15 protein-coding genes are annotated in these 19,122 nt (G+C 65.0%); 8 read left to right on the top strand and 7 right to left on the bottom strand.

Annotation, left to right across the window (positions count from 1 at the left end; genetic code table 11):
• Window positions 1-2: 2 nt before the first annotated feature.
• Window positions 3-1,289, bottom strand: a complete 1,287-nt coding sequence (locus AWB70_RS12500) for an NtaA/DmoA family FMN-dependent monooxygenase (RefSeq protein ID WP_053570027.1) — start codon at window positions 1,287-1,289, stop codon at window positions 3-5.
• Window positions 1,290-1,476: 187 nt separating this feature from the next.
• Between AWB70_RS12500 and AWB70_RS12495 the strand changes: the two genes are divergently transcribed.
• Entirely contained in the window at window positions 1,477-1,854 is a 378-nt protein-coding gene (locus AWB70_RS12495) for a DUF6072 family protein (protein WP_014193000.1), read from the top strand.
• A 97-nt stretch (window positions 1,855-1,951) separates the two neighbouring features.
• On the opposite strand, the gene AWB70_RS12490 is transcribed toward AWB70_RS12495, so the two are convergent.
• Window positions 1,952-2,647 carry a methyltransferase gene (locus tag AWB70_RS12490; protein WP_053570028.1) on the bottom strand — a complete coding sequence of 232 codons (696 nt, stop codon included), beginning with the start codon at window positions 2,645-2,647 and terminating at the stop codon, window positions 1,952-1,954.
• A 188-nt stretch (window positions 2,648-2,835) separates the two neighbouring features.
• Here AWB70_RS12490 and AWB70_RS12485 point away from each other — a divergent pair, with 188 nt between their 5' ends.
• The 4 genes from AWB70_RS12485 to AWB70_RS12470 all read left to right on the top strand — a co-directional run bounded on the left by AWB70_RS12485 (window position 2,836) and on the right by AWB70_RS12470 (window position 12,249).
• Window positions 2,836-3,861: a prohibitin family protein gene (locus tag AWB70_RS12485; protein ID WP_231927851.1), complete on the top strand. Its 1,026-nt coding sequence runs from the start codon at window positions 2,836-2,838 to the stop codon at window positions 3,859-3,861.
• A gap of 58 nt (window positions 3,862-3,919) precedes the next feature.
• Window positions 3,920-4,114, top strand: coding sequence for a hypothetical protein (locus AWB70_RS12480; protein WP_041732493.1), 195 nt, complete (start codon window positions 3,920-3,922; stop codon window positions 4,112-4,114).
• Between the two features lie 220 nt (window positions 4,115-4,334).
• Window positions 4,335-11,525: a non-ribosomal peptide synthetase gene (locus AWB70_RS12475; protein ID WP_053570029.1), complete on the top strand. Its 7,191-nt coding sequence runs from the start codon at window positions 4,335-4,337 to the stop codon at window positions 11,523-11,525.
• Window positions 11,526-11,661: 136 nt separating this feature from the next.
• Entirely contained in the window at window positions 11,662-12,249 is a 588-nt protein-coding gene (locus AWB70_RS12470) for a TMEM175 family protein (RefSeq protein ID WP_053570030.1), read from the top strand.
• A 37-nt stretch (window positions 12,250-12,286) separates the two neighbouring features.
• Here AWB70_RS12470 and AWB70_RS12465 read toward each other — a convergent pair whose 3' ends face one another.
• The 5 genes from AWB70_RS12465 to AWB70_RS12445 are packed head-to-tail and all read right to left on the bottom strand — an operon-like array spanning window position 12,287 to window position 16,305.
• Window positions 12,287-13,078 carry an IclR family transcriptional regulator gene (locus AWB70_RS12465; RefSeq protein WP_233408979.1) on the bottom strand — a complete coding sequence of 264 codons (792 nt, stop codon included), beginning with the start codon at window positions 13,076-13,078 and terminating at the stop codon, window positions 12,287-12,289.
• A 44-nt stretch (window positions 13,079-13,122) separates the two neighbouring features.
• On the bottom strand, window positions 13,123-13,857 hold the full coding sequence (locus AWB70_RS12460; RefSeq protein WP_014193006.1) for an amino acid ABC transporter ATP-binding protein: 735 nt from the start codon (window positions 13,855-13,857) through the stop codon (window positions 13,123-13,125).
• A gap of 14 nt (window positions 13,858-13,871) precedes the next feature.
• On the bottom strand, window positions 13,872-14,564 hold the full coding sequence (locus AWB70_RS12455; protein ID WP_053570031.1) for an amino acid ABC transporter permease: 693 nt from the start codon (window positions 14,562-14,564) through the stop codon (window positions 13,872-13,874).
• A gap of 17 nt (window positions 14,565-14,581) precedes the next feature.
• Window positions 14,582-15,373, bottom strand: coding sequence for an ABC transporter substrate-binding protein (locus AWB70_RS12450; protein ID WP_053570032.1), 792 nt, complete (start codon window positions 15,371-15,373; stop codon window positions 14,582-14,584).
• A 44-nt stretch (window positions 15,374-15,417) separates the two neighbouring features.
• Window positions 15,418-16,305: an arginase family protein gene (locus tag AWB70_RS12445; RefSeq protein ID WP_053570033.1), complete on the bottom strand. Its 888-nt coding sequence runs from the start codon at window positions 16,303-16,305 to the stop codon at window positions 15,418-15,420.
• Window positions 16,306-16,560: 255 nt separating this feature from the next.
• Between AWB70_RS12445 and AWB70_RS12440 the strand changes: the two genes are divergently transcribed.
• Genes AWB70_RS12440 through AWB70_RS12430 form a run of 3 tightly spaced genes read left to right on the top strand, consistent with a single transcriptional unit; the run spans window position 16,561 to window position 19,111 of the window.
• On the top strand, window positions 16,561-17,934 hold the full coding sequence (locus tag AWB70_RS12440; RefSeq protein ID WP_053570034.1) for an aspartate aminotransferase family protein: 1,374 nt from the start codon (window positions 16,561-16,563) through the stop codon (window positions 17,932-17,934).
• Window positions 17,931-18,452: a RidA family protein gene (locus AWB70_RS12435; RefSeq protein WP_053570035.1), complete on the top strand. Its 522-nt coding sequence runs from the start codon at window positions 17,931-17,933 to the stop codon at window positions 18,450-18,452. Before AWB70_RS12440 ends, AWB70_RS12435 begins: the two co-directional genes overlap by 4 nt.
• On the top strand, window positions 18,449-19,111 hold the full coding sequence (locus AWB70_RS12430) for a GntR family transcriptional regulator (RefSeq protein ID WP_082378126.1): 663 nt from the start codon (window positions 18,449-18,451) through the stop codon (window positions 19,109-19,111). The genes AWB70_RS12435 and AWB70_RS12430 overlap by 4 nt, the downstream gene beginning before the upstream one ends.
• The last annotated feature ends 11 nt before the right edge of the window (window positions 19,112-19,122 follow it).

Genomic DNA, 19,122 nt, shown 5'->3' with positions numbered 1-19,122 from the left:
GGTCAGCAATCTCGATGATGTTCTGCGACCAGTCCGCGCGCGCGCAGTTCGGGAATCACCGCCCGGCCGAATTCCTCGAAGGTGCCGGGAAAGTGCGTCGGCGTGATGACGAAGCCGTCGCAGCAGTCTTCGAACAGGGCCTGCAACTGATCGGCGATATCGGACGCGGTGCCGACGAGCCGCGGCGTGCCGGTGCTCCCGGACAGCGCGATGGCAGCTTCGTCGACCTGCACGTCTGGGTTCGAATCGAGCAGCTTCGCGAGCCACGCGGCCATGCCGCCGGCATCGACGGCGGGCCGCTTGCGCCGGCTTTCGAGAAGCGGGAGCAGGGGCGCGTCGCCCGGAACGCCCGACAGGTCGAAGCCCAGCAACGCGGTCAGATAGCTTCGGGCCGAGTCCACCGCGACCAGCGAGTCGAGATGCGCGGCGCGTGCTTCGGCGATCTCGCGCGTTTCACCGATGACGGGCTGCACGGCGGCCATCAGCCGGATGTCGTGCGGCGCACGCCCCATGCGTTCGGCGCGCGCGCGAACGTCGTCCCGCAGTTCGCGCATTGCGGCAGGCTCGTTCTGAATGGCGAAGATGACTTCCGCCCAGCGCGCCGCGAAATCCCGGCCTTTCGGCGAGACGCCCGCGGCCATCAGCGTGGGCAGGGCGCCCTGCGGCAAGGTCAGCGGGCCGCGCACGTCGAAGTACCGGCCTTTGTGGTCGATCTGGCGGATCTTCTCGTCGCGTGCGTAGATGCCGGAGCGCTTGTCGGCGACGAGCGCGTCTTCGTCCCACGAACGCCAGAGGTCGTGACACACGCTCAGCACTTCTTCCGCCCGCTCGTAGAGATCGCCATGCTCGAACGCAGCCAGATGCGCGAAGTTGACCGCGTTGCTCGCGCCCGCGGAAGTCACCACGTTCCACGCCATGCGGCCGTTGCTAAAATGATTCAGTGTACTAAGCATTCTGGCGAGATGATAGGGCTCCATGAACGTCGTCGATAAGGTGACGGTGAACCTCAGGCGGCGTGTGACACCGATCATCGGCGAGACGAGCAGAGCGGGATCGTGACGCACGGCGCCGCTCGCGCCGCGACGGGTCATTGTTTGCCAGACGCCGTCGTCGCTCATCGGAACGGCAAGCGATTCCGGCACGAACGCATAGTCGAAACCGTAGCGATCGAGGCTGCGCGCGACGCCTTCATAGAGCGTCCGATCGCAGAAGTCGGTTTCGCTATAGGGATGCCGCCACATTGCGCCGAAGTGACTGCCGGGCACGAGGAGATAGGCGGATAAAAGCATGCACGGGCGCGTCACGACGCGGGCCCTTGCGGCATGTCACACGTTTGTAACGCCTCGCTGGAATCAATTCCGCCGGAGCTTTTCGCGAACATGCGACACCACCTTTTTACTGGTAGTCACCGAAATTTCTGCGTATATTGTTCTAGTCTTGTTGAAGTTGTCAATTAGTTCCCTTGGGGGCAAAGACATGAAGGACAACCTCGCAGTCGCCTCGACTCCTCATACGGAAACTGTCGAAAGCAGTCAGGGCACCGTGGTGAGCAGCAGAACGCCCGTGACCAACGGCGTCAAGCTTGTGGGCGAGGCGTTCGTGCCCGGCGCGAGCCTGCTGATGGATGGCAACGTCGTCAACGGCGCCGCGCACGTCGCCGCGGGACTCGGCATCAAGATGCTGCTGGGGCCAGCGGGGCTGCTGCTCGCGGCGGCGGATTCCTATTCGAAATCGGTCACCGACAAATACCTGTGGGATCACGTCGGCGATCTGGTATCGAAGGCCAAGGAAAACCGCGAGGCCAGAAAAACCCGCAAGGCCGAGGCGCGAGCGGAGACGCCCGCCGCGGAGTAGTAGCGGCAGCGCCGGCAATATGGCAAGCATCACTGATCATGACGAGCGGATGCGCTCGCGCGAAGGCGCGCGTCCGTAGCGAACGCGCGTGTCGTGATCAGCCATCGGGTCTTCGGAACACGCGGAGCTCGTGTCCGTAGATCAGCCGCGGTATGAATTCCCCATGCACGAGCGCGAGACGTTGATCGATGGCCCATGCTTCGACCGCGCCGTCCGGCACCTGCTGCACCCATTCGCGCGTGAACACATAGTCGTCGATGTTATGCGCCAGGCGCCGCCCGCCCGGACGCGCCGTCATATCCTTGTAGATGAACACGCCGCCCGGCCCGACGCGTCGCGCCGCGGCGGCGAACACGTCGGCGCGCGCGTGCGGAGCGACGTGATGCAGCACATCCACCATCGCGACGATATCGAACGGGCCTTCGGGCGCTTCCGCGATGGACCGGACATGCTGGAACGCGAGCACGTCTTGCGCGCCGAGACGCCGTGCCGCTGCGCGCGCGGACGCGAGCGGCGGCTCCGCGACATCGCAGCCCACGCCCCGGCGGATTTTCTTCGTCGCGGCGAGCAGCGCAAGCAGGGAGCCCGCGCCGCAGCCCACGTCGAGCACGTCGGCGCCATCGGGAATGAACTGCAGCAGCTTGTCGTAGGGACAGACGTAGGGGCGAAGGGCGCCGAGCCAGCGCAACGGGGCCGGCGTGTCGCAGTAGGCCGCGGAGAAAAAACGCCGCAATTGCGCGGGCGTTGCTGCGGCATCGACGAGCGGGATGGGAACGGATGCGGTAGCCAGCATTTCTCTATGCTCATGTCGTCCGGTCGTGCGCAAGATGTTACTATGCGGAGACATTTTTCGGCGCGGAAATCTCTTTGGAATTCATCGTTCTCCACAAGAATTGATGCCAGATGAGCACAGCGGAACCAGTCGACGACGGGGCGCACGAACATCCGAAACACCGCGTGGTGAGACACGTCCGGTACCGGATGAGCCGTAGCGAAAAATTCATTGCGGTAGCGCTGATCGTCGGCGTCGTCGTGCTCGCACTCATCCCCTTCGTTTTCATCATCGTTCCGGCCGGCCATGTCGGCGTGCTGTACCGCTTGCTGCGGCACGGCACGGAAACGCAATTCGTGTATCGCGAAGGCCTGGGCATCAAGTGGCCGTTCGACCGCATCTACACCTACGAAGTCAGAACCAAGACGCTCAACGAGAGCGTTCACGCACTCGCGACGGACGGCCTGAGCGTTCAGGTGCAGATTTCCGTGCTCTACCGGCCGGTGCCGGATAGCGCGGGCCGTCTGCATCAGGAAGTCGGTTACGAATATGTCGATCGCATCGTGCGTCCGATTTCGCTCGGGGCCGTGCGCGACATCATCGGCAAATCCGATCCTCACGACCTGTATCGCATCAACGTGGAAGATCTCGAAGGACGCATACTCGACAAGATGCGCCGGTCGCCCGCGGCTTACGGGCTCATCGTTTTCGAGCGCGTGGTCGTGCGCGATCTCGATCTGCCGCCCACGCTGAACGACTCGATCAACCGGAAGCTGACGGAAGAGCAAAACGCGCTGGCTTATCAATACCTCATCGAGCAGGCGAAAGACGAAGCGGAGCGCAAGCGAATCGAAGCGATCGGCATTCAGACGTTTTACGCCATCGTGGCCAATGCATTGACGCCTCAGCTTTTGACGTGGCGCGGCATCGAAGCGACGGTCGAGCTGTCCCGGTCGAACAATTCGAAGATCGTGGTGGTCGGCGGCGGCAAGGATCAGCTTCCGCTGATTCTGGGAAGCGATATCGCCAGGCAGCCGGACCTTCCGGCGCCCGCGGTGGTCGACCCTCGATCCAATCCGCTGCCGCCGTTTCGCGATCTTCCGAGGCTCTTTCCGAAGCCGGGCAGCGCCGACGCCGCGTCCGGCGCGGCAAGCGGCGTCGTCAGCAGCACCGGCAGCACCGGCAGCGACAAGACTTCGACTCAGGCCGCGACGCCAGGCGTGAAAAAGCCCTGAATTCCAGGTGCGGTATCGCGAGGCGAGATGTCGTGCGGCGACGATCACGGGAGCGCTCATGATAGTCATTCCTACCTTTGTCTATGTGGTGCTGTGCCTGCTCGTCGCTTATCGGGGCCGGCGCACGCATATCGGCTATCTCGGCAGTTTCCTTCTGAGCCTTTTCCTCACGCCGATCATCGTATTCGTGGGGCTGCTGTTGCTGACGCCGTCTCCGGAGAACGTCGAGATCGTTTATCGCGGCGACAGGTGAAGGACCGATGGCGTGCGCGAACCTGAAAACAGGCGTCGGCGGAGAATGATTAGGAATCCGTGATATAGCAAGCGGGCGGCGCGCCGTGCGCAGACTAAGAATGCGCTAATAAAAGTGAACTATTCTGGTTTGGCTCCCCTTGAATGACGGTCGCACGCAGTATTCGATTAAAAGAACGTCCGTTTTATCGTTCGGTTGATCCTTTTCGTCGAGTTAAATCATGCTCAGGCTTCCTCTCACGCCCGCCCAGTTAGGCATCTTCTTCCGTCAGCAAGTGGATGTGCGGGATCCCCGCTTCAATCTGGCACAACTGACCGAAATCATCGGGCCGCTCGATATCGGCCTGCTGGAGACGGCGTTGCGGCGAATCATCGGGGAGGCAGAAGGCGTGCAGGTCCGGCTGCGCGGCACGGAAGGGCTGCCGTATCAGGTACTGGAGACGGTCGACTTCAGGCTTCCGGTGATCGATGTGAGCGACGCCGCCGATGCGCGTCAGTCCGTGGAAGATTTCGTCAAGGGCGAGCTTGCCACCGCGATCGATTTGAATCAGTGGCCGTTGTTCAACATCACGCTGCTCAAAACCGCCCCGGCGCAATTCTTCTTGTTCCTGCGCTTTCATCACCTCATATTCGACGGCTATTCCTTTCTTCTTTTCATCGAGCGGCTCGCGGAAGTGTATTCGGCGTTGAAGGGCGGATCGGAACCCGCGCCGGGCGGGTGGGGCCGGCTGAGCGATTTATGCGCGGACGACGAGGCCTATCGCGCGTCCAGCGCGTTCGTGAAGGACCGTGAATTCTGGAGCGAGTATCTGGCGGACTGCGCCGAGCCGCCCATACTCGCCGCGGACGTGCGCAACGCAGCGCCGGCCGCCGGGACGGTCAAGGCAACGGCTCGTCTTGCGCCGGACACGGTGGCGTCCCTGCGCCAGATCGCGCAGACGAACGGCACCTCGTGGGCGCAGTTCATCACCGCGGCGATGGCGGCTTTTCTCGCGCGCGTGAGCGGTCAACCCGATGAAGTCGTCCTCGGCATGCCCGTCACCGCACGGGTCGGACGAACCGCGAAGAATGTGCCGGGCATGACGTCGAATGTCTTGCCCTTGCGCATTCCCGTCGATCCGCGGTCGAGCATGGTCGAGCTTGCCAAGCAGGTGTCCACGCAGACGCTGCGGGTATTGCGTCACCAGCGGTATCGGATCAAGGATATCCGGCGCGATATGGAACGCCTGGAAATAGGGCAGCGCTTGTTCGGGCCGATCGTGAATATGATGCCCGGCTTCAATAGCGCGATCGCCTTCACGGATTGTCAGGTGGCATCGAATCGCACGTTTTCCGTCACGCCCGACGATCTCTCGCTGCATGTGCACGACGAGGGTGAGCAAGCGGGGGTCAAGCTCGTGTTCGATGCCAGCGCGGCGCTTTATAGCGCCGAGGCCGTGTCCACGCATTTGCGGCGCTTCACGCAGTTTCTGGAACAGGCGATCGCGCAACCCGACGCGCCCTTGCATGCGCTTGCGCTGCTGCTGCCCGGCGAACGCGCGCTGCTCGACACATGGAACGACACGGCGGCCGCTTTCCCCGACGAACTGTGCGTGCACCAGTTGTGCGAGCAGCAGGCCGCGCGCACGCCCGATGCAATCGCGCTCGTGTTCGAAGACTGGTCGCTCACCTATGCGCAGCTCAATGTGCGGGCCAACCGGCTCGCGCACCGGTTGATTGCGCTGGGCGTCGGCCCCGAGGCGCGCGTGGCGCTGTGCATGGAACGCCGCCTGGAACTGGTGGTCGCGCTGCTGGCGATTCTCAAGGCGGGCGCCGCTTACGTGCCGCTCGATCCGGCTTATCCGGGCGAGCGGCTGGCTCACATGCTCCGCGACGCAACACCCGCGCTGCTGATCGCGGACGCGGCGGGGCGCGCAGCGCTCGGCGACACCGGCGGTCTTTCCGTGCTCGATCCCGCATCCTTCGACGACACGCCGATCGAAGACAATCCGCACGTTGTGGATCTCGGCCCTCGCAACCTCGCGTATGTGATCTACACATCCGGATCGACGGGTACGCCCAAGGGCGTCATGGTCGAGCATCGCAATATCGTCAATCTCGCGGTGGCGCAGATCGCGCTCTATGACGTGGGTCCGGGCAGCCGCGTCATTCAGTTCGTGTCGCCCGGCTTCGACGTCAGCGTGGCCGACATCTTCATGGCCCTGGCCGCGGGCGCCGCGCTCTATCTTCCAATTCGCGAAGACTGTCTCACGGCCGTCTCGCTGCTGGACTACATGCATCGGCACGCCATCACGCATGCGCAACTGGCGCCGGCGCTGCTGCAAGGGCAGAAGTCGCTGGCGCAGTTGACGGCGCTCGACGTGCTCGTCGTCGGCGGCGAGTCGCCGGGCGTGCCGCTGATGCGCGCGGTGCCCTCCGATGTGTACGTGTTCAATGCCTACGGCCCGACCGAAACGACGGTCTGCGCAACGGCGTGGAAGCGGCCCCGCGGATTCGACGGCGACCATGTGCCGATCGGCAGGCCGCTTGCCCGCACGAAGGTCTACCTGCTCGATGCGCACGGGCAGATGATGCCGCCCGGCGCGGTCGGAGAGGTGCATATCGGCGGCGCGGGCGTTGCGCGCGGCTATCTGAATCGCCCGGAGCTGACCGCCGAACGCTTCCTCGACGATGCCTTCAGCGACGCGCCCGGCGCGCGCATGTACCGCACGGGCGACCTTGCCCGCTGGCTGCCCGACGGCAGTCTCGAATTCCTCGGCCGCAACGACCATCAAGTCAAGATCCGCGGCTATCGCATCGAGCTTGGCGAGATCGAAGCACGGCTGGCGGCGCACCGGGGCGTGCGCGAGGCGGTGGTGCTGGCCCGCCAGGGCAGCGGCGGCGACAAACAACTGGTGGCGTATTACACGCCGGACGCCGCGCAGGACACGCCGGAAGGCGCGCAGTTGCGCGAGCATATGTTGCAGGGGCTGCCCGAGTACATGGTCCCGGCGGCCTACGTGATGCTCGAGACGCTGCCGCTCACGCCGAACGGCAAGGTGGACCGCCGCGCGCTGCCGGCTCCCGACGACAGCGCGTTCATCCGCCGTGACTACGAAGCCCCGGCGGACGAGACAGAGACGCGTATCGCGGCGGTCTGGGCCGAGGTGCTGGGACGCGAGCGTATCGGCCGGCACGACAATTTCTTCGAGCTGGGCGGCCATTCGCTGCTGGCGGTGACGCTGATCGAACGGATGCGCGAGGCGGGCGTGCAGGCCGATGTGCGCGTGTTGTTCAGCCAGCCGAGCATCGCGGCGCTGGCGGCCGCGGTGCAGAGCGCGCGCAACGCGGTGACGGTGCCGCCGAACGGCATTCCCGCGGCATGCGAAGCGATCACGCCGGAGATGCTGCCGCTCGTGAAGTTGAGCGCGGCGCACATCGCCGCGGTGGTGGCGCAGGTGGAGGGCGGGGCGCGCAACGTGCAGGATATCTATCCGCTCGCGCCGTTGCACGAAGGGATGCTCTTTCACCACATGGAGGGCGGCGAGAGCGATCCGTATCTGCAAAGCATGATGCTCGCCATGCCCGAGCGCGTGCCGGTCGAACGCTTTGTCGAGGCTTTGCAGACGGTGATCGCGCGTCACGACATTCTGCGCACGGCCGTGCTCTGGGAAGGCCTGCCCGAGCCGGTGCAGGTGGTGTGGCGCGAGGCGCGGCTGATCGTCGAGGAGATCGCGCTGTCGCCGCAGGATGGCGAGATCGAGGCGCAACTGGCCCGGCGGTTCGACTCGCGGCGTCATCGGCTGGACATACGGCGTGCGCCGGTCATGCGCATGATCGTGGCGCGCGACGCCGCCCATGGCCGCTGGCTGATGCAATTGCTGGGTCATCACATGGTGATGGACTTCACCGGTCTCGAACTGATGCTCGAAGAGATCGAAACGATCCTGCGCGGGGAGGTCGAGCGCTTGCCCGCGCCGCTCCCGTATCGCAATTTCATCGCGCAGGCGCGGCTCGGCATCGAACCGGGCGAGCACGCGGCCTACTTCCGCGAAGTGCTCGGCGATGTGGACGAACCCACGCTGCCTTACGGCCTGAGCGATGTGCAAGGCGACGGCGCGGGCATCGCCGAATTCAGGACGGTGCTCGGGTCCGAACTGAACGGGCATTTGCGCGAGGCGGCGCGCAAGCTCGGCGTGAGCGTGGCGAGCCTGTTCCATCTCGCGTGGGCGCATGTGCTCGGGCGCGTGTCGGGCCGTGAAGACGTGGTGTTCGGCACGGTGCTCCTCGGCCGCATGCAGGGCGGCATGGGCGCGGACCGCGTGCTCGGGCTCTTCATCAATACGCTGCCGATCCGGATCGACCTGCGCGATGTCGGCGTCAGCGATGCCGTGCGGGACACGCATGCGGCGCTGTCGACGCTGCTGCACCACGAGCACGCGTCGCTGGCGCTGGCGCAGCGATGCAGCGGCGTGGCCGCGCCGTTGCCGCTCTTCAGCGCGCTGCTCAACTACCGGCATGGCCGGGCGTCGGACCGGACGCGCGATGCCAACGCGGGCGAAAGCGGCGTGGTCGTGCTGCACGGCGACGAACGCACGAGCTATCCGCTGGTGCTCTCCGTGAACGATACCGGCGACGGCTTCGAACTCGTCATGCAGGCCGATACGCGGATCGATGCGTCGCGTGTCGCCGCGTACATGAACCGCACGCTCGAAGCGCTCTCCGACGCGCTGGCGCACGAACCGGCGCGTCCCGTCCATCGGCTCGACATGCTGCCGCCGGCCGAGCGCGAGCAATGGCTTGTGAAACGGAACGAGATCACGATGGAAGCGCCCGACACCACGGTGATGGCCCTGTTCGAGGCGCAGGCCTCGACATCGCGGGACGCCGTGGCGGTGGTGTTCGAAGACGAGCGCGTGACCTACGGCGAATTGAACGCGCGGGCTAATCGCCTGGCGCATCGCCTGATCGCCGAGGGCGTCAAGCCCGACGACCGCGTCGTGATCTGCGTGGAACGCGGTATCGAGATGGTGATCGGGGTGCTCGGCATTCTGAAGTCGGGCGCGGGCTACGTGCCGCTGGACCCCGCTTATCCCGCCGAACGGCTCTCGTACATGCTCGAAGACAGCGCGCCGGTCGCGGTGCTCGCGCAGGCCGGCACGCGCGACGTGCTGGGCGAACTGCCGGCGCCGGTCATCGAGCTGGACGGCCGCGCGTTCGAAGCGCAGCCGTCGCACAACCCGGTGGTCGCCGGTCTGAACCCGCAGCGCCTCGCTTACGTGATCTACACCTCTGGATCGACGGGGCAGCCCAAGGGCGTGATGATCGAGCATCGCAACGTGGTGCGGCTTTTCAGCGCCACGAACCACTGGTTCGGGTTCGGCGCGCAGGATGTCTGGACGCTGTTCCATTCGTTCGCGTTCGACTTCTCCGTGTGGGAAATCTGGGGCGCGCTGCTGTACGGCGGCCGTCTGGTCGTGGTGCCCAAGGCGGTGAGCCGGTCGCCGCGGGACTTCTATCGCCTGCTATGCGACGAAGGCGTGACGATCCTGAACCAGACGCCGAGCGCTTTCCGGCAACTGATCTCGGCGCAGGGCGAAAGCGGCTGCGCCCATCGGTTGCGCCAGGTGGTGTTCGGCGGCGAAGCGCTGGAACCGGCGATTCTGCTGCCGTGGTATGCACGCGAGGAGAACGCGGCGACGCAACTGGTGAACATGTACGGTATCACCGAAACGACGGTGCACGTGACCTACCGCGCGTTGAGCGCGCTGGATGCGCAGCGCGCCGGCCGCAGCCCGATCGGCGGGCGGATTCCGGATCTGCGCATGTATGTGCTCGACGTGCACGGCCAGCCCGCGCCGGTGGGCGTGACCGGCGAGATGTATGTCGGCGGCGCGGGCGTGGCGCGCGGCTATCTGAACCGTCCGGAACTGAGCGCGCAGCGGTTTGTGAAGGACCCGTTCAGCAGCGATCCGCACGCGCGGATGTACAAGACCGGCGATCTCGGCCGCTGGCTCGCCGACGGCACGCTCGAATACGCGGGACGCAACGACGATCAGGTGAAGATCCGCGGCTTCCGGATCGAGCTGGGCGAGATCGAGGCGAAGCTGCTCGCATGCAGGGGCGTGCGCGAGGCTGTGGTGATCGTCCGTCAGGATGCTTCGGATGACAAGCGACTGGTCGGCTATGTGGTCGGCCAGGACGGCGCGGCCGTGTCGGCGGCGGACTTGCGCGCGCAACTGTCGATGGTATTGGCGGACTACATGGTGCCGAGCGCCTTCGTGAATCTGGACGCGTTGCCGCTGACGCAGAACGGCAAGCTGGACCGCCGGGCGCTGCCCGCGCCGGACCGGTCCTCGGTGGCGGCGAAGGTCTACGAGGCGCCGCAAGACGAGGCCGAAACCGCGATCGCGCGGATCTGGCAGGAGCTGTTGGGCGTGGAGCGCGTGGGACGGCATGACGATTTCTTTGCGCTCGGCGGCCATTCGCTGAAGGTGATCGCATCGCTGGCGCGCGTCGCGGGCGTGTTCGGCAAGCAGATCGCCCAGCTCGATTTTTATCGCCAGCCGACGGTCGCGGGCGTCGCCGCGCTGCTTGCCCGCGATACGGATGCCGCGCACGCGCTGGTGCCGCTGATCGCACGCGGCGCGGCGCCGACGCGGCTCACCGTCGTCTGCGCGCCGTATGCCGGCGCGTCCGCAACGGTGTTCCGGCCTTTCGCCGATGCGTTGTGTTCGCGCGACCCGACGCTCGCCGTCCGCGCCATCGCGCTGCCGGGCAACGAGCTTGGCAGCGATGCGCGAGATTACGTGTCGGTGGAACAGATCGCGCAAGCCTGCGCCGACGAGCTTGCTGCAGCGAACACCGGCGAGATCGCGGTGTACGGCCATTGCGTCGGCAGTTTCCTGGCGTTCGAACTGGTGCGTCAGCTCGAACGCCGCGGACGAAAGGTCGCGCTTCTCACCGTGGCAGCGGCCTTTCCGTTACCGGGATGGCTGCGCATGCTGCCGATGCCCGCGCCATTCCGCTTCACGAGCGACGCCAAACTGCACGCGATGATCCGGAGCTGGGGCGCACCGACCGACGATGTCGATCCGGAGGTCGTCGCGTTCATGATGGGCAATTTCCGCAGGGATGCCCGGCTGACTTTCGAGTACGAGAAACGGCGGGGCGCCGGCAAGATCGCGGCGCCGTTGCTCTGCATCGTGAGCGGCGACGATTCCCTGACGCGCGGCTATGCACTGCGGTTTCGCGCATGGTCCGGGCTGGCGGACCGGACCGCGCTGGAAGTCTTGCCGGAAGGGCAGCACTATTTCGTCGGCACGCGGCCGGAACGGGTCGCGGAGGTCTTCTGCAAGCATCTGGACGCGCGTGAAGTGTCGAATCAGGCGAAGGAAGCCGCCGTGCCGATGGCCACGCGCGCGGGGCGTTGAGCCGCGGGTGAATCGGTCGGCTATCCTTATCGTGATGAAACCGCTTCCGGCGCCCATCAGATTCGTAAGGAGTGAGACATGAAACTGAAAGACAGGATCGCGCGCTTCATCGCGGCTCTCTGAAGGCGCGCGGCTCATGAACGAATCGAAGACGAGCCTCGACCGTTTCAGCGCGCTCTCCGACGGCATTTTCGCCGTCATCATCACGATCATGGTGCTGGCGCTGAAGATTCCCACGCAGAACGATGGCCACGCGTTGCTCGACCTCTGGCCTGACCTGATCAGCTATGTGGTCAGTTATGCGTTCATCGCGGTCGTGTGGCTGAACCATCATCATGTATTCAAACACGCGGGCTCGCTCACGAGCCTGCTGGCCTGGTCCAACTTCGCGAATCTATTCTGGATCTCGCTCATTCCCTTCACGACCGCGTGGCTGGCGTCGAGCAGGGTGGCGAACGTGCCGTTGACGGCCTATGCAACCGTCTTTCTGCTCGTGGAGTTGACGTACATGGTCCTTATGTATGAGAGCTTCCGGCAGAGTCCCGCCCGCGATGCGGAGACGCGCGGCCGGCGGCGCATGCAATGGGCCCGCGCGTGGATCATGCTGGCGGTGTTCGCTTTTGCGGCGCTCGCGGTCTTTCTTCCCGCGCTCGTGCGGCTGGGTTTGCTGGGCGCGTTTCTGGTGCTTCACACTCAGCCGGACCCGCAAGCGATCCGGGAATAGCGTGAACGAACGCGCAACGCGTGCTGCGCGGCCGCACTCAACCGGAAGATAGATTCGCCCCGCCGATGGCGCGCGCCGTCTCGACGACCTGCGGCCCGATCTCGGCGATCGCGCGTTCCAGGGTCCAGCGGGTCGAAGGCGCGGACACGTTGACCGCACCCACTGGCTTGCCATTGGGCGCGAGGATCGCCGCCGCGATGTTGATGTCGCCGGTGTAGTACTCGCCGTTGGCCCACGCAAAGCCGCGCCCGCGCGCTTCGACGAGCAGCGCGTTGAGCCGCCCGAGATCGGTCACGGTCTCCGATGTATAAGGCACGCGCTCGCACGCTTCGAGCAGCGCGGAAGCGGTGGCCTCGGGCAGGCGCGAGAGAATGGCGCGGCCCGTCGCCGTGCAGTAGACCGGCAGGCGCATGCCGATCGGCATGTTGACGAACATCTCGCGATGCGTGGGAAAGCGCGCGATATACACGACATCGTGGCCATCCAGCTCGGCGACGATGCAGGTCTCGCCACACGCGCGATTGAGCGCATGAACATACGGATTGGCGCTTTTCACGAGCGCGCTCGTCTGCAGGTAACGCAAGCCGACTTCGAGCGAGCGCGGCGCGAGCGAGTACACCTTGGTGGTTTCGTTCTTGTTCAGATAGCCGAGCGCGACGAGCGTGAAGGCAAAGCGTTGCGCGGCGCTCTTGGTCATGCCGGCGGCCTCGGCGAGATCGCCGAGCTTCATAGCCGGGCGGTGCTCGTTGAACGCGGTGAGCAGTTGCAGGCCGCGCGCAAGCGAATTGATGTAGAGCCGCGATCCCTCGTCTTGCGTCATGTCGTTCATGTGATGTCCAGGTGGGCCCGCGTGCCGCGACGATGCGCAAGCGTTCAGGCGACGATCTGCCCGAGAAACTCGCGCGCCCGCGCCGATTGCGGCGCGCTGAAAAAGCGCCGCGGCTCGCAGCTTTCGACAATCTTGCCATGATCCATGAAGACGATGCGGTCGCCCACCTCGCGCGCGAAGCCCATTTCGTGCGTGACGCAGATCATCGTCATGCCGTCGCGTGCGAGCTGCATCATCGTATCGAGCACTTCCTTCACCATCTCGGGATCGAGCGCCGAGGTCGGCTCGTCGAACAGCATGATGCGCGGCTGCATGCACAGGCTGCGCGCAATCGCCACGCGCTGCTTCTGTCCGCCCGACAACTGCCCCGGATGCTTGTGCGCATGCGCCCCGAGCTTCACGCGTTCGAGGTAGTGCATCGCGCGCGCATCGGCTTCCTTCGCGGGCATTTTCTTGACGAGCCTGAGCGCGGCGGTGCAGTTGCCGAGCGCGGTGAGATGCGGAAACAGATTGAAGTGCTGAAACACCATGCCGACGTCGGCGCGCACGCGGCGAATGCTTGCCGCGCGGCCATCGAGCGCGATGCCGTTCACGGCGATCTCGCCCTTCTGATGATCCTCCAGCGCGTTGACGAGCCGAATGGTCGTCGACTTGCCCGATCCGGACGGGCCGCACAGGATGAGCCGTTCGCCCGCCTGCACGTCGAGATCGATGTTGTCGAGCACCTGGAAATCGCCGTACCACTTGGAGACGGCGCGCATCGAAATGATCGGTTCCATGCACGGCGCTCCTGTCAGATTTTCGCGGCGGGGTTGTGGTCCGGCGAGCCGCTCCAGTAGCCGGGAATCGACAGCGACTTCTCCGCGCGGCGGAACAGATACGACAGCGCGCCGCACATCACGAAGTAGATCGCGCCGACGAGCGAATACACCAGCAGCGCGCGAAACGTCGCGCCGGCGAGCATCTGCCCGGCGCGCATGAGTTCGTACACGCTGATGACCGCGACGAGCGACGTATCCTTCACCAGCACCAGCGCATAGTTGCCGAGCGCGGGAAAGATCGTGCGCAGCGCCTGCGGCATGACGATCACGCGCATGCGCTGGGCGCGCGTCATGCCGAGCGCGCGCGATGCCTCGAACTGCCCGTTGTCCACCGACTGGATGCCGCCGCGAAACAGCTCCGCGAGATACGCGCCGAAGTTGAGCACGAGCCCGAGCACGCCCGCGACGAAGCCGGGAATCACCACGCCGAGTTCGGGCAGGCCGTAGTAGAGAAAGAAAAGCTGCACGAGCAGCGGCGTGCCGCGAATGATGTCGATATACACCTTCGCGGCCGAGCGCACCGGCGCGACCGACGACATGCGGCAGAAACACACCGCCAGCCCGAGCGCGACCGACAGCAGCGAGGACGCGGCGAACAGCGCGAACGTCCACCACGCGCCCTGCAACAGCGGCTCCAGATAGGTCTTGAGGATGTCGAGCGTCATGGCGTGCTCCGTCCGCGTTAATGGCTTTCCATGCCCGCCACGCCCCATTTGGCGAGGATCGTGTGCAGTTCGCCGTCCTGCTTCATTTTGGCGAGCGCATCGTTGATGGCGGCGAGCAGCGTCGGATTGTTCTTCTGCGTGCACGCGCCCACTTGCCACTGCTTCTGCGCGCGATAGTCCGCGTCGAGCGTCACGCCCGGAATCGACTTCGCCTTGATCTGATACAGCACGCTTGGCGGATCGACCACGCCGAGATCGATGCGGCCCACGCGCACGTCGGCGAGCAGCGAGAAGTAGTCCTGATACGTCGATACATCGGTGCCGGGCAGCGCCTTGATCATCTTGTACTGCACGCTGTCGACGAGCGTGCCGACCTTCGCGCCCTTGAAGTCGGCGAGCGAGCCATAGTGCTTCTTGTCGCCATCGCGGATCACCACGCCTTCGCCCCAGCCGTAGATCGGCGCGCTGAAATCGACCACCTGCGCGCGCTCTTCGGTGATGAAAAGCGGCGCGGCCATCACGTCGGCGCGGCCCGACGTGAGCGTCGGAATCAGGCCGTCGAAGGGCACATCGGTCAGCTTCACCGAGACGCCCATGCGCTTGCCGATCGCATCGGCGACATCGACCATGATGCCTTTCATCGAGTTCGACGCGGGATCGAGAAAGCCGTGCGGCGGACTCGATGCCGTCGTCACCACGTTCAGGGTCTTCGTCTGCATGACCTCGGCGAGCGTGCGCGCGCCGGCGGGCAATGCGATCAGGCTCGCGCAGGCCGCGGCGAGCAGAGGCAGCGATTTCAGACGTGTCATGGCGGGTCTCTTCGCAAGTGATTGAACGATGATCCTGCGTGGCGCTAACGAGAAGGCGACTGCGCGGCGAGCGCACAGCATTCGAGCATGACGGTCGCGGCGAGAAACGCGGTGGCTTCGCCGACGTCCTGCGCGGGCGAGACCGTGTTCACGTCGAAGGAGACGAAGTTCATGCCCGCGAACGCGCGCAACAGCGCAATGCCTTCCTTCGGATTCAGGCCGCCCCATTCCGGCGTGCAGACGCCCGGCGCGCACGACGGATCGAAGATGTCCATGTCGAAACACAGATACACGGGCCGCGCGCCGATGCGCTCGCGGATGCGCGCGATGCAGCCTTCGCGGTCGGCTTCGAGTTCGGAGAAGGGCACGACGTTGTAGCCGAGCGCGCGCCCGAAACCGAGCACGCCGTCCATGAAGGTCGTGCCGCGCGCGCCCACGTGAAAGCTGCTGCGCGTATCGAGCAGGCCCTCTTCGCAGGCGCGCGTGAACGTGGTGGCCGTGTTGAAGCCGTCGAGATCGTAGGTGTCGGTGTGCGCGTCGATATGCAGCAGCACGAGATCCGGATGGCGCTTCTTCACCGCGCGCAATTGCGGCAGCGTCACGGCGCCGTCGCCGCCCATCGTGACGGGCGTCATGCCCGCGTCGAGCAGTTCGTCCATCGCGCGTTCGATCAGCGGATAGCTGCGCGCGACATCGCCGGGATGACAGTCGACATCGCCGGCATCGACGAGACGCAGCGTTTCAACCGGATTCGCGACGCGCCCTTGCGGATCGACGAAGAAGGGACGCAAGAGGCGCGACTGGCGGCGGATCGCATCCGGACCTTCGCGCGATCCCACGCGAAACGGATGCGTGCCGCAGTCGAACGGCACGCCGAGCACGCATGCGCGCGACGCGCCTTTGGCCGCGTCGGTTTTCATCGGCACGCCCATGAATGTGGCGGATGACATTCGATCGCTCCTTCCGATGCAGTGATGAAGATCATCATAGTTCTGCATATTGCGTGACGCAAAGCGGTAAACAAAGATCGCTATGCGATACGCGAAGCGCTCTGGGCGCATGCGAAAAGCGCTTTACACGCGAAAATCGGTGGCATAGCATCGGAGATAACATACGTGTATCCAGTCTTACATTCGTAATCGAAGCGATCGCACAGCGCGTGCGTCCCGCGATCAACGAGGAAGAACATGGAGTCGAACGAAGCCAGCACGCTTGCCCATCGCGATGCGCAGTTTCATCTGCATCCGTTCACAAACGCCGTGAAAAACGCGCATGAAGGCGGCAAGGTCATGACGCGCGGCGAAGGCATCTATGTCATCGACGAGCACGGGCAGAAGCACATCGAGGCGCTGTCGGGCCTGTGGTGCGTCGCGCTCGGCTTCAGCGAGCAGCGTTTGATCGATGCGGCGACGCGGCAGATGTCCGTGCTGCCGTTCTATCACGCGTTCGTGCAGCGCTCGCATCAGCCGCTGATCGATCTCGCCGAGAAACTGATCGGCATGGCGCCCGTGCCGATGAGCAAGGTGTTCTTCACCAACTCGGGCTCCGAGGCGAACGACACCGCGATCAAGCTGCTCTGGTACTGGGCGAACGCGCTCGGCAAGCCGGACAAGAAGAAGATCATCAGCCGTCAGCGCGCGTATCACGGCGTGACGATCGGCTCGGCGAGTCTCACCGGCATGCCGCACGTCCACGGCGGCTTCGATCTGCCGCTCGACGGTTTCCTGCATCTGAGCGCGCCGCATTTCTATCGCGAAGGCAAGCCGGGCGAAACGGAGGAGGCATTCTCCACCCGCCTCGCCGACGAACTCGATACGCTGATCCGGCGCGAAGGCGCGCATACGATTGCAGCGATGTTCGCGGAGCCGCTCATGGGCGCGGGCGGCGTGATCGCGCCGCCCGCGGGTTACTGGCCGAAGATGCAGGCGGTCCTGCGCAAGCACGACATTCCACTCGTCGCGGACGAAGTCATCTGCGGATTCGGAAGGCTGGGCCGCATGTTTGGTTCGGAATACTACGGAATCAAGCCGGACATCATGATCTTCTCGAAGCAGTTGTCGTCCGCGTATCTGCCGATCTCCGCGGTGATGATCAACGAAAGAATCTATCGTCCGGTGGCGGAAGAAAGCGAGCGCCGCATGACCTTCGGCCACGGCTTCACGGCGAGCGGGCATCCGGTGGCGGCGGCGGTCGCGCTCGAAAATCTCGCGATCATCGAGGAACGCGGACTCGTCGAACGCGCGCGCGTGCTCGGCGAGCGCATGCATGCGCGGCTCGCGGAACTGACGGCGCATCCGCTTGTCGGCGAAACGCGCGGGGCCGGGCTGATCGGCGCGATCGAACTGGTGATGTCGAAGGAAGACAAAAGCCCGCTGGAGACGCCGGGCAGGCTTGGCACGCTCGCGTCCGAAGCGCTCGCGCGGCAGCATGTCATCACGCGCAATATCGGCGACGCCATCGCGTTGTGTCCGCCGCTCATCATCAGCGAGAGCGAGCTGGACGAGCTGCTGAACCGCGTGCACGCGGCGCTCGACGACGTCGCGCAACAGGTGAAACCATGACGGGCAACAGCATGCGCATCGAAACCCGCCTGCGCGAAATGGGCGTCGAACTGCCTCTCGAGGAAGTCGGGCCATCCTACTACGGCACGAAGTACGGCAAGATGAAGCCGCACTATGAATACGGCCAGTTGTTGCTGCTTTCCGGGCAGACGGCCGGCATCGACGCGCAAGGCAATGCGCGCTTTCCCGGCCGCGTGGGCCGCTCGATTTCCGTGGACGATGCCCGCCAGGCCGCGCGTCAGACCGGCATCAACTGCATTGCGGCGATCAAGAACGCGGTCGGCGATCTGGATCGCGTCGTGGGTTTCGCGCGCGTGCTGAACTTCGTCGCGTGCGATGTGGATTTCACCGAGCCGCATCGGGTCGCCAGCGCCATGACGGATTTTCTCGTCGATGTCTTCGGCGAAGAGATCGCCGTTGCGCCGCGCGCGACCATCGGCGTGACCTCGCTCGCCGACGATTATTGCTTCGAGACGTGGATCACCGTCGAAGTGGCGCCGCCGTCAGGGAGCGCATGATGCCCGACCTTCTCGTATCGAGCGGCCTCTCGCTCTCGGCCGAAGACGAAGCGTACCGCTTCATCGAAAGCGCGATCCGCGCGGGACGCTATCGCGCGGGCGAGCGGCTCGTCGCCGAAGAGATCGCCGCTGAAATCGGCACGAGCCGCATGCCGGTGCGCGAGGCGTTCCGGCGGCTCTCGGCGGAGGGCTTGTTGCGCATCCGGCCGAATCGCGGCGTCATCGTGCGCGGGCTCGATGCGGCGGAAATGCGCGAAGTGTTCGAAATGCGCGCCGCGCTCGAAGGGCTCGCGGCGGGCATGGCGACGCCGAAGATCGATCGTCACAGCATCGCCAATCTCGAACATCTGCTCGATCGCATGGAAAACGCCAACGCGGATCACGCGCTCTGGGTCACGTATCACCGCGATTTTCACGAGTATCTGACGGGTCTCGCGGGCATGCCGCGCCTGATGCGCCAGTTGTCCGGGCTGCATTCCGCGATCGAACCGTACATGCGTATCTGGCTCGAACACGCCGATAAGCCGATGACCTCGCGCGAGGATCACGGCGGTCTCATCGAGGTGCTGCGAGGCGGCGATCCGAAGCGCGTCGAGCAGGCCGTGCGCGAGCACGTCCGCGCGACCATTCCGGCGCTGGTCGAATTCGTGACGCCGTAAACGTAATGCCT

Origin of the sequence: Caballeronia cordobensis (assembly GCF_001544575.2) — a bacterium.
GTDB classification, from domain to species: domain Bacteria; phylum Pseudomonadota; class Gammaproteobacteria; order Burkholderiales; family Burkholderiaceae; genus Caballeronia; species Caballeronia cordobensis.
Note: the sequence above shows the minus strand (reverse complement) of the source record. Positions and strands in the feature narration are given on the sequence as shown.

Bases quoted from the DNA above. Each gene is read 5' to 3' on its own strand.
- AWB70_RS12500 (WP_053570027.1), bottom strand. From the start codon at position 1,289: ATGCTTTTATCCGCCTATCTCCTCGTGCCCGGCAGTCACTTCGGCGCA.
- AWB70_RS12495 (WP_014193000.1), top strand. From the start codon at position 1,477: ATGAAGGACAACCTCGCAGTCGCCTCGACTCCTCATACGGAAACTGTC.
- AWB70_RS12490 (WP_053570028.1), bottom strand. From the start codon at position 2,647: ATGCTGGCTACCGCATCCGTTCCCATCCCGCTCGTCGATGCCGCAGCA.
- AWB70_RS12485 (WP_231927851.1), top strand. From the start codon at position 2,836: ATGAGCCGTAGCGAAAAATTCATTGCGGTAGCGCTGATCGTCGGCGTC.
- AWB70_RS12480 (WP_041732493.1), top strand. From the start codon at position 3,920: ATGATAGTCATTCCTACCTTTGTCTATGTGGTGCTGTGCCTGCTCGTC.
- AWB70_RS12475 (WP_053570029.1), top strand. From the start codon at position 4,335: ATGCTCAGGCTTCCTCTCACGCCCGCCCAGTTAGGCATCTTCTTCCGT.
- AWB70_RS12470 (WP_053570030.1), top strand. From the start codon at position 11,662: ATGAACGAATCGAAGACGAGCCTCGACCGTTTCAGCGCGCTCTCCGAC.
- AWB70_RS12465 (WP_233408979.1), bottom strand. From the start codon at position 13,078: ATGAACGACATGACGCAAGACGAGGGATCGCGGCTCTACATCAATTCG.
- AWB70_RS12460 (WP_014193006.1), bottom strand. From the start codon at position 13,857: ATGGAACCGATCATTTCGATGCGCGCCGTCTCCAAGTGGTACGGCGAT.
- AWB70_RS12455 (WP_053570031.1), bottom strand. From the start codon at position 14,564: ATGACGCTCGACATCCTCAAGACCTATCTGGAGCCGCTGTTGCAGGGC.
- AWB70_RS12450 (WP_053570032.1), bottom strand. From the start codon at position 15,373: ATGACACGTCTGAAATCGCTGCCTCTGCTCGCCGCGGCCTGCGCGAGC.
- AWB70_RS12445 (WP_053570033.1), bottom strand. From the start codon at position 16,305: ATGGGCGTGCCGATGAAAACCGACGCGGCCAAAGGCGCGTCGCGCGCA.
- AWB70_RS12440 (WP_053570034.1), top strand. From the start codon at position 16,561: ATGGAGTCGAACGAAGCCAGCACGCTTGCCCATCGCGATGCGCAGTTT.
- AWB70_RS12435 (WP_053570035.1), top strand. From the start codon at position 17,931: ATGACGGGCAACAGCATGCGCATCGAAACCCGCCTGCGCGAAATGGGC.
- AWB70_RS12430 (WP_082378126.1), top strand. From the start codon at position 18,449: ATGATGCCCGACCTTCTCGTATCGAGCGGCCTCTCGCTCTCGGCCGAA.